Here is a 10,213-nt window from a genome sequence, read left to right as displayed (position 1 = left end):
ATTGCTTTGGCAGAAAACATAACATCGTATTGCAATAAAAGAATAACATGAAAATTTATGACATAGCAAGTATGAGATGCCATTTTTATTCATTTTCCAATATCTTTTATACAAAAATGATCTCAGGATGTCGATTGCGTAAACCTTTGATAATAACGGGAAGTGGCAGTTTTGCTGTAAGCGTTTTCTTAAATGATCATGAATTTTTATTCATTTATTTCCTTTTATTGGGATTTTGTTTTTTTTAAGGGGAGTATTAATTTTTTGATATGATTGTAAACAGGGGGGAGTGTAGCTTTTTACCTTTAGGGTATTAAAGATGATGGTTAGAAATAATCTTATCATATTGAGATGATTTTGTGTATATTTAAAAATTTTTTATTTAGAGAGTTGGTGTAAAGTGGAAAGGAAAATCGGTTTTGTTTTGGCTCTGCTCTTGCTGTTTTTGACAATTCCCGGTTTTCATGCGGTGCAGGCGAAGGAAATCGGCTGTTATTCGTTTGACCGCTGGGAAGATGCCCAACGCTATTATCTCCAGCATTCCCAGAATACGCTGGATGCCGACCGGGATGGATGGGCTTGTGAGGAATTGATCGGTTTTCAAAACCTGGGCGCGGAGAAAGAAAAATGGCGAAAGAAGCCGGGCGAACCCGTTCCGGAAAAAAAGGCGAGCCCGAAGCGTTCGTGGTTTGAACAGATTCTCTACATGATTGAAAGCTTCCTGGACTGAGGCAAAATGGAAACTCCCGGCTTGTGATCGAGGCCGGGAGTTTTTGATATCGTTCAGTCATCCTCTTGATTCACCATATGATGGGCGGCGATGACCAGGCGGCCGAAAAAGAGCTCGCGCTCCTGACCCGTAATCCCCACTTCGTCCATGGCACGGCTCATGCAATCGAGCCAGGCTTCCGCGCGTGCCGGCGTGATCGGAAAAGGCAGATGCCGTGCCCTGAGCATTGGATGGCCGTATTTTTCGGTATAGAGAGGAGGGCCACCCAAAAATTGCGTCAGGAAGAGATACTGTTTTTCCATGACGGGACGGATGTCTTCGGGAAAGATCGGCTTTAACAGCGGATGAGCCTGGACGCGGGGATAAAAGGCCTCAACCAGCGCGCGTACCCGGTCGGCTCCTCCGATTTTTTCGTATAAGGTTGTTGCTTCTTCCATGCGGATCACTCCCGGCAGTTGTTTTCAAGCTGTGCGGTCTGTTACGGCTTCATTTGGCGAAATGCCCGTTCCACTGCTCTGATGGTGAATTGAATATCCTCTTCCGAATGGGCAGTTGTTAAAAACCAGGCTTCATATTTGGATGGGGCCAGATAGACTCCCTCCTCCAGCATGAGACGGAAAAATTGGGCGAATTGCTCGCCGTCGGCAGCTTTTGCCCCTTCATAGTCTTCAACCGTTTTGTCAGTAAAGTATACGGTAAAGGCGCCGCCAACCCGGTTCACCGTAACGGAGTTTCCGTATTTGCCGGCCAGGCGGATGATCTCATCGCTCAAAGTTTTCCCCATTTGCTCCAACCGTTCGTATGTACCGGGTTGTGACAGTTGTTTGATGCAAGCGATACCGGCTGAGATTGACAGAGGATTTCCGGCCATGGTTCCCGCCTGGTACATCGGTCCCGTCGGCGACACTTTCTCCATGATTTTGCGGGAACCTCCGTATGCTCCGATGGGCAGACCGCCGCCGATGATTTTTCCGAGGGCGGTTAAGTCGGGTTCGACATCATATAATGTTTGTACGCCGCCGTAATGAAAGCGGAAACCGGTGATCACCTCGTCAAAAATGACCAGCGCACCCGCCTGATGCGCCCGTTCTTTAACGGTTTGCAAGAAGCCGGGTTTGGGCGGCACGATGCCGAAGTTGCCGACAAGCGGCTCCACCAGGACTGCAGCCAGTTGATCGCCCCAGTGCTCCATTGCTTCTGCGAAAGCATCGAGATCGTTGAAGGGGATGGTGATCACTTCGCTGGCGATACTGTTGGGAATGCCGGCGCTGTCCGGGGTTCCCAGAGTGGAAGGGCCTGATCCCGCGGCAACCAGCACCAGATCGGAATGTCCGTGGTAACATCCGGCGAACTTGAGGATTTTATCGCGGCCGGTGTAGGCGCGTGCCAGCCGGATCGTCGTCATCACCGCTTCGGTTCCGCTGTTGACAAAGCGGATCTGTTCCATTGACGGAATCGCATCGCGCAGCATTTCCGCAAACAGAACCTCTTTTTCTGTCGGCGTTCCGTACAGAACACCATTGGTTGCCTGTTCGATGATGGCGGCGGTGACAACCGGATGGGCATGCCCCAGGATGATCGGGCCGAATGCCGCCAGATAATCAATATATCGGTTGCCGTCTTCATCCCAGAAGTACGGGCCTTGTGCTTTTTTCATAAAAATGGGCGTTCCGTTTCCAACAGCCCGGAAGGAGCGGGAAGGGCTGTTGACGCCGCCCACGATCACGTCTAGCGCTTTTTGGTAAAGTTCTTCTGAACGTTGAATATTCAAGGAACCATCCTCCTCCTAGAAAATGTCTCTTTCATTGTAACGCGCTTTTGGGGAAATGCCTAGGTGAAAGAGGGGAGCGACAGGGGATGTCCCGGGGCGATTGGCGGTGGCGGGGAGCATTCCGCCGGGCATGGAACAAGCCGGCCGTGATTCACGATTTCAAAGGTTGTTCAGTTGTCTGTTTCTTTCATCCTGTGTTATCCTCAAATTGTGGTTTTTCCGGGTTTATCTTGTATTTGGGAAGTGAATTGTGGAGGCGAAGAAACTTGTCCGTTTTTCAAGTGGGGGAATGGTATCGAGGATTATATTATGTTGAACACGTCGTTCAATTTTTTGGCGGGGAAATGGCAGTGGCTCGCAAAGATTCCACCCGGTATTACCTGGAGTCGGTTCTCCTGGAAGGGGCCGCACCTCCCCAGGTTGTCGAGCAATACCGCTCTTTGAACCATCCGCTCCTTCTTCCCATTGAGGAAGTGTACGACGAGGAACGTTTTCTCGTGTTGATCCGGCCCTATGAACCGATTCGTCCGCTGAGGGAAGTGATTTCGGAAAGAGAAGTGGATGAAGATCAAGTGGTTGCATGGGGAAAAGAGCTTTTGCAACTGGAACGGGAGCTCAGAGCCAAGCCGTTCAAAATGTACATCTTGCTTGATCCGCGCAATATCGGAATGACGGCAAATGATGAATTAAAAGTTTTGTTCTGCGGGACGGAGAAAATCACTTATTCCCGAACGCTGGACTGGGGCACCTTTTTCTACTGTTTGTTGTCCGGACGGCTTCGGGAAAAGCCACTGCAAAGGCTGCCCGTCGGTTTTCCCGTTTCCAAACCGATGGCCAAGCTGATCTCGAAATGTTTGCAGAACCATTCACCTGAGTCCGTGCTCGCGCAAATTGAAGCATACGAAAGGCGCAAAGAAGGAAAAGGGTTTCTCTCCTTTCTGTTCCGGGAACGTAAAGAATCATCGCAAGAAAACCATCCGCCTGTGGAAGAACAGCCCAGTGTACAGGAAAATGAAAAAGAGCCCGAGGTTTTCGCTGAACAAATGAATCCGTCTGATGCCGTTGCCGCTGATTCGGTCCCGGCCGAACAGGCCCCCGCTGTCACGGAAGAGACTCCGCAGGATGCAGTTTCCAACAGGCAGGAAGCAGCGCAAAACGAGGAGCTCCCGACGGAAGATACTGACCGCAGAAAGCTCTCTCAGGAAGAGGCGGACCGAAAAGAGCTCCCGGAGGAAGATGCCAATCGCAAAGAAATCCCGCAGGAAGATGCCGAGCGCGAAGAGCGTCTGAAAAGATTGGAACAGGAAACGCTGGAGCGGTTGCGGCGGGAATTTGAAGAACGTCAGGAGCAGCTGCTCAGCAAGCAACGGGAGGAGCTTGAAAAACGGCAGGCCGAACTTCTGGAAAAGCAGCGCCAGGAGTTTGAAAAGAGAGAACAGGAGCTCCTGAAGCGCCAAAAAGACGAATTCAAACAGATGATTGAAAAGGAAGAGCAAGAAGAATGGGAGCGCGAACAGCAGGAGAAAGAACGGCTCGAGCAGGAACGGCTGGCGAAACAGCGGGAAGAAGAGGAACGGCGGCGCCGCGAAGAGTTGGAAAAAGAGCGCAAACGGCTTGAAAAAGAGCAGGAAGAACGGCTGCAAAAAGAATTGGAACGGATGGAAAAAGAGAGGCTGGAATGGGAGAGAAAACGGCAGGAGCTGGAAAAGAAAGAAGAAGAGCTGGAAGCGAGACTGCGGCGAGAGTTTGAAAAAATGGCGCAGAGCCTGCTGGAAAAACAGGCTGAAGAATTTGAACGCCGGCAGCAGGAGATGCTGCAAAAACAGCGGGAACTGTTGGAAAATCAGACAAAAGAGCGCCTGAAAAAGCAACGCCAGGATCTGGAACAATCCTCGAAATATTACTTGCTTGACAAGACCATCATCAAAAAACAAGCAGGTTTAATAGATCTGGAAGAAAATTGGCCAAACATTCCGCTGCCCTCCGAAAAAGCAGAGAATACAGACCCGTCCGAAAAAGCAAGACAACAGGAGATCACGCAGGAACGTTTGCGCCAGGAGCGTCTGAAGCGCGAAAACGAAGATCATGAGCGGCTGGCCAGACAGTTTGAGGAATATATGAAGCAGATTTATGTTCAGGACTGATGCAGGGTCGTACAGCTTTTAGCCCCCTTATATTGAACCGGCAAGGAGTGGTGTTCATCCATGATTTTTTACAAATCGCTTGCAAGTTTGGGGATTGGTGGCGCCACGGTTGATACCCGGCTTGAGGGAAGCCGGTTTTACCCGGGAGAGACGGTGAAAGGGGAAGTGTTTGTCCGGGGAGGCAACAGCCCGCAAGAGGTTGAAGATATCTATCTTTACCTGGTGGTTACGGTAAACCGAAATCACAAAAAAATAGCTCATGCCATGGAGAAATATCGGCTGTCTCAATCGTTTACCTTGCAAGTGGGTGAACACAAACGGATTCCGTTTCAAATCCGATTGCCGATGGAAACTCCGATGTCGACCGGCAGTTTTCCGCTTTACCTCAAGACCGGATTGGATATCAAAATGGCAATTGATCCTACGGACTTGGACAGAATTGAGGTTTTTCCGACCCCGCTTGTCCAAAAACTTTTAAAACAGATGGAAGATGCCGGTTTTATTCTTTATCACATTCATAATGAGTATGCTCCGGATCAAAAACCGTTTCCGTTTTTTCAGATGTTTCAATTTCGCCCGACTGGACGCTATCACGGGTATGTGGATAATATGAATATCATTTTCAACGTTTCGGAGACCGGAGTGGAGATGGATGTGGAGATGATCCGGTCCGAACGGATTTTGAACAGCGCCTTTTCCTGGAAGTTCAGCGATCCCGATGGGACCCTGACGATCAACAGTCAAAAGGTGCAGGAAGATCCGCTGCAAAAGATTGACGAATTATTGAATCAGAAACCGTAGGGATCAGGTTATTGCAAGCCGGATCCCGGAACCGGGGCGGAGGGGTTTGGGGGAAAAAGCCTGTTCGGATTTTCATGCAAGGGAAAGACCCGGAAATCCCTCCGTCAGCAAAAGCAATGGATGGTCCCTCAAGGGGCTGCAGAACGAAGCAGAGAATCAAATCAGGGGAGTGCAGGGGAACAATGTCGGTTTTTGGAAAAGCATTAGCCAGTTTAGGGGTAGGAGCAGCCAAAGTGGATACGCGACTGGAGAAAGCTACATACCGCCAGGGGGAAATGATTCGCGGTGAAGTTTTTATCCAGGGGGGACAGGCTCCTCAGATGATTGATGAGATCTACCTCTATCTCATCGTTCAGTACCACCATGAAGGGACCCATAAAGAGTATGTCGTCAGCGAATTTCGTTTGACAGAGGAGTTTGAAATCGGTCCTCATGAATCGAAAGTTCTTCCGTTTCAATTTGAAATGCCGCTTGATGCGCCGGTTTCCACAGGTGGTTCGCCCATCTATCTGAAGACCGGGCTCGATATTAAAATGGCGATCGACCCAAATGATACTGATGGGGTTGAGATTTTGCCGCATCCGCTGATCGATGCCGTTTTACACGGGATGGAGGGAATCGGTTTCCGCCTGACGAGTGTCGATTACGCTTTTGATAAATTCTATTCCCGCCATCCCTTTATTCAGGAATACAAAATGATACCCGAAAGCGGGGAATACAGGGAGGCGTTTGATGAAGTCAGCCTCGTCTTTTATCCGCACGTGCACGAAGTCGACATCATTTTATCGTTGGATCGCAAAGCGGTTGATCTGATGAGTTCCATGGAGGAAGCGCTCAATCTGGATGAGCGGATTCTCCGGTTTACGGTTACGAAAAAAGAGGTGGAACGTGGTCCGCGCGCCTTGGAAGCGAAGCTTGCGCAAATGATTGAACCTTATTTGTAAAAAAAGGGTAATCCCCCCGGATGATGGGGGATTTCCTTGATTTTTGCCAAAATTCCGGTATTGTGCTGCAAAAGGGAGGGAAGGCTGAGATGAATGAAAATCAGCTGGTTTTGCGGCCGATGGGCGATTCTGCCATTGTGGCCGAATTGGGGCAGAAAATGGATCAAGAGACACATTTCCGGGTAAAGGCATTGGCTGCCGCGCTTAAGAAAAATCCCTTCCGGGGAATGACGGGATATGTGCCTGCTTTTACCACGCTGACAGTATTTTATGATCCCCTTTCTTTCTCGTTTACGGAAATGAGCCGGCGACTGCAATCCCTGGCCGAAGACATCGGTACAGGGGAAGAGCTGCAACCGAAGGTCGTGGAGATCCCCGTTTGCTATGGCGGTGAATTCGGCCCCGACTTACCCTTTGTGGCTGAATACAACAAACTGTCACCCGAGGAAGTGATCCGGATTCATGCTTCAGGGGAATACCTGGTTTACATGATCGGATTTGCTCCGGGCTTTCCCTATCTCGGCGGAATGTCCGAGCGGATTGCCGCACCGCGAAAGCCGTCGCCGCGGGTAAAAGTTCCGGCGGGCTCGGTCGGGATTGCCGGAAAGCAAACCGGAATCTATTCCCTCGATTCGCCCGGAGGGTGGCAACTGATCGGGCGGACACCGCTCTCTCTCTTCCGTGTGGACCGAAACCCGCCCGGTTTGTTGGAGATGGGGGATATCGTCCGCTTCCGGCCGATTTCCCGCGCGGAGTATGAACGTTGGGAGGCTGGCGGAAATCATGCATATCAGCGTTAAAAAGGCCGGACTGTTTACGACGTTGCAGGATTTGGGAAGAACGGGTTGGCGCCAAGCCGGCATCCCTGTCAGCGGGGCGATGGACCCGTTTGCTCTGCGAACGGCCAATCTGCTGGTTGGAAATGAAGAAGGAGAAGCCGCTCTGGAAATGACCATGACCGGCCCGACGCTGGAGATGGAAGCGAATCTCTTGATCGCCATCTGTGGAGCTGATCTTCAGCCCCGCATCAACGGGCAACCGGTGAAAAACTGGCGCCCGGTCTATGTCAGAAAAGGAGCCGTTCTCTCTTTTGCCGGTTCTGTCAAGGGCTGCCGGGCCTACCTGGCAGTGGCGGGGGGATTTGCCGTGCAGCCCGTCTTGGGGAGTAAAGCTACCTATACGCGTGCAGGAATCGGCGGATTTTGCGGCAGGGCGCTGGAGATAGGAGACCGGCTCGCTATTGGGACCATGAGTAAATCAGCACTTCGGCGCCTGAGCCAACTTGCCCGGAGAGCAGGGAACCGGGCATATGCCGAAGGGGAATGGTATGTCGGCCCCGGTTTTCTCCCGCCCTACCGCGCCAATCCGACTGTTCGTGTCACCCGTGGGGGACAATTTTCATGGTTTTCGGAGAGAGGAAAGGAGAATTTTTTTACGGAGGCGTTTCAAATTTCCGCGCAGTCGGATCGGATGGGATACAGGCTGACCGGCCCGGAGATTTCTCTGTGTCATCCGCGCGAGCTTTTATCTGAAGCGGTGACGCCGGGAACCGTGCAGGTACCGGCCGACGGGCAACCGATTATTTTGATGGCGGATTGCCAGACAACCGGCGGTTATCCCAAAATCGCCGAGGTCATCACTGCGGATCTGCCGGTGCTCGCCCAGATGAAGCCGGGTGAAAAAGTACGGTTTGCCGAAGTTTCGGTCAATGAGGCGCAAAGGCAGTATCGCAAACAGGAAAAAAAATTGGCCCTGTTGAAAAAAAGGCTGGCACTGCTGTGAAAAAACGGGAGGGAAACGGATGACTCGCATCGATTTGAATTGTGACCTGGGTGAAAGTTTCGGATCTTACCGGATCGGAATGGATGAAGCGATTCTGCCGATTGTCACGTCGGCCAACATCGCCTGCGGCTTTCATGCCGGTGATCCTGCTGTAATGCGGAAAACGGTGCAACTCGCACTGGAACATCGGGTGTCGATTGGAGCCCATCCCGGTTTGCCCGATCTGCTTGGCTTTGGCCGCCGCCAGATGGCGATTTCCTCCCAGGAAGCTTATGATATGGTTGTTTACCAGATCGGCGCCCTGTCCGCCTTTGTTACGGCGGAAGGAGGGAAATTGAGGCATGTCAAACCGCATGGCGCTCTTTATAATATGGCGGCCGCCCGCCCAGATCTGGCACAGGCGATTGCCCGGGCTGTGTATCGGGTGGACAGGGAATTGATCCTGTATGGCCTGGCCGGCAGCGAGTTGATCAAGGCGGGAGAAGAGGTAGGACTGAGAACGGCCAGCGAAGTGTTTGCCGATCGGACTTATCAGGAGGATGGGAGCCTCACCCCGAGAACGGAACCGGGGGCGTTAATCGAGGACACGTCCGCAGCGGTTTCGCATGTGCTGCGGATGGTGCGCGAAGGAAAAGTGAGAACGCTTGGAGGCACAGACCTGGAGATTCGGGCGGATACGATTTGCATTCACGGAGATGGCGAACATGCACTCCGGTTTGCGAAGACCATCCGTGAGCAACTGATGGCTGCCGGTGTACAGATTGCTCCGCTGTGAATGTTGGAGCAGAACGGAATTTTTTCCATGGAGATGCAGTTCACTTTACCGATCGATAGGATTAAAATAGAATGGTGACCCAGGTATTCCTGCAACAGGGAATGCCTTTTTTTCTTTGAAAGTGTATAGCAGGTCGGAATGCGGGGAAGCCCGGCCGGCCTGGCTTGACTTTCATCTCTGGGTTGCGCTTATGACGATCTCGCAAAAGGGAGAGTGGAAAGAAAGTGCGATCGATTGAAGCTCATGGGTTAACCAAAGAGTTTAAGGTATATCAGAGCCGCCCGGGATTAGCGGGGGCCTTTCGCGATTTGTTGAACCGGCAGTACCGGGTGATCCGGGCCGTTGATGCGATTGATTTGACAATTGACCAGGGAGAAATCGTCGGTTATATCGGGGAAAACGGCGCCGGGAAATCGACGACAATCAAGATGTTGACGGGGATTTTGGAACCGACGGCCGGAGAGTTGAAAGTGAACGGCTACGATCCTCATCGCGAACGGGAAAAATTTGTGCGAACGATCGGCGTCGTTTTCGGGCAGCGCAGCCAGCTCTGGTGGGATATCGCGGTGCAGGAGTCGTTTCGCCTGCTGCAAAAAGTCTACCGGTTGCCGGATGAGCAGTATAAACGCCATCTCGGACGGATGGTGGAAGTTTTGGAAATCGGTGATCTGCTTGACCAGCCGGTTCGCAAATTGAGCCTGGGCCAGCGGATGCGCTGTGAACTGGCTGCCGCACTGATTCATCAGCCGCCGCTGTTGTTTCTGGATGAACCGACGATCGGGCTGGACGTGCTGGTAAAAGAAAATATTCGCCGCTTCCTGAAAGAGATCAACAAAGAGTTGGGAACGACGATTTTGCTGACCACGCACGACATTTCAGATATCGAGGCCCTGTGTTCACGCGTTGTGATGCTGGACAAAGGGCGCATCATCTATGACGGAAGCCTGACCAAACTTCGGCTCAACTGGGGTGGCGGACGCAAGATTCACCTGGATTTTGCGAAGAACGTCCAGTTGAATGAACTGGAGCAGAGAACGGAAGGGCTTCCGGTAAAATGGGAACAGACGGGGCAAAGGCAATATATTGCCCATATTCATCACGGTGAATTGGCGGTATCGGAAGTGCTTTCCCGTGTGGTTCAGTATGTGCCCGTTCAGGAAATGCGGATTGAAGAGGCATCGACCGAAGAGATTGTGCGCCAAATTTATCAGGAGGGGATGACGATTGTATAAGGTGTATCTTGAAGTGATTCGCATCCGTTTTCTC

At 51.6% G+C, this 10,213-nt stretch carries 10 protein-coding genes; 8 read left to right on the top strand and 2 right to left on the bottom strand.

What is annotated here, in order from left to right:
• Positions 1–400: 400 nt before the first annotated feature.
• Positions 401–730 carry a hypothetical protein gene (locus JG50_RS0111875; RefSeq protein ID WP_033101334.1) on the top strand — a complete coding sequence of 110 codons (330 nt, stop codon included), beginning with the start codon at positions 401–403 and terminating at the stop codon, positions 728–730.
• 53 nt (positions 731–783) lie between these two features.
• Here the strand turns inward: JG50_RS0111875 and JG50_RS0111870 are convergent, their stop codons facing one another.
• Entirely contained in the window at positions 784–1,167 is a 384-nt protein-coding gene (locus JG50_RS0111870) for a globin domain-containing protein (RefSeq protein ID WP_033101333.1), read from the bottom strand.
• Between the two features lie 41 nt (positions 1,168–1,208).
• Entirely contained in the window at positions 1,209–2,501 is a 1,293-nt protein-coding gene (locus JG50_RS0111865; protein ID WP_033101332.1) for a glutamate-1-semialdehyde 2,1-aminomutase, read from the bottom strand.
• A 266-nt stretch (positions 2,502–2,767) separates the two neighbouring features.
• Here JG50_RS0111865 and JG50_RS0111860 point away from each other — a divergent pair, with 266 nt between their 5' ends.
• From JG50_RS0111860 to JG50_RS0111830, 7 genes are all read left to right on the top strand, one after another.
• Complete coding sequence (locus JG50_RS0111860; RefSeq protein ID WP_152568569.1) at positions 2,768–4,645, top strand: hypothetical protein; 1,878 nt, start codon at positions 2,768–2,770, stop codon at positions 4,643–4,645.
• 60 nt (positions 4,646–4,705) lie between these two features.
• Positions 4,706–5,446: a sporulation protein gene (locus tag JG50_RS0111855; RefSeq protein ID WP_052154261.1), complete on the top strand. Its 741-nt coding sequence runs from the start codon at positions 4,706–4,708 to the stop codon at positions 5,444–5,446.
• A 182-nt stretch (positions 5,447–5,628) separates the two neighbouring features.
• Entirely contained in the window at positions 5,629–6,390 is a 762-nt protein-coding gene (locus JG50_RS0111850; RefSeq protein ID WP_033101369.1) for a sporulation protein, read from the top strand.
• An 89-nt stretch (positions 6,391–6,479) separates the two neighbouring features.
• A complete protein-coding gene (gene pxpB / locus JG50_RS0111845; protein ID WP_033101368.1) occupies positions 6,480–7,190 on the top strand; it encodes a 5-oxoprolinase subunit PxpB in 711 nt (236 codons plus the stop codon).
• Entirely contained in the window at positions 7,174–8,172 is a 999-nt protein-coding gene (locus JG50_RS0111840; protein ID WP_033101330.1) for a 5-oxoprolinase subunit C family protein, read from the top strand. The genes pxpB and JG50_RS0111840 overlap by 17 nt, the downstream gene beginning before the upstream one ends.
• A 19-nt stretch (positions 8,173–8,191) precedes the next feature.
• A complete protein-coding gene (locus JG50_RS0111835; RefSeq protein WP_033101329.1) occupies positions 8,192–8,947 on the top strand; it encodes a LamB/YcsF family protein in 756 nt (251 codons plus the stop codon).
• Positions 8,948–9,171: 224 nt separating this feature from the next.
• A complete protein-coding gene (locus JG50_RS0111830; RefSeq protein WP_033101328.1) occupies positions 9,172–10,179 on the top strand; it encodes an ABC transporter ATP-binding protein in 1,008 nt (335 codons plus the stop codon).
• The last annotated feature ends 34 nt before the right edge of the window (positions 10,180–10,213 follow it).

The organism is Thermoactinomyces daqus, assembly GCF_000763315.1.
Classification (GTDB): domain Bacteria; phylum Bacillota; class Bacilli; order Thermoactinomycetales; family Thermoactinomycetaceae; genus Thermoactinomyces_A; species Thermoactinomyces_A daqus.
The sequence above is the reverse complement of the archived record's forward strand: the minus strand, read 5'-3'. Positions and strand labels throughout refer to the sequence as shown.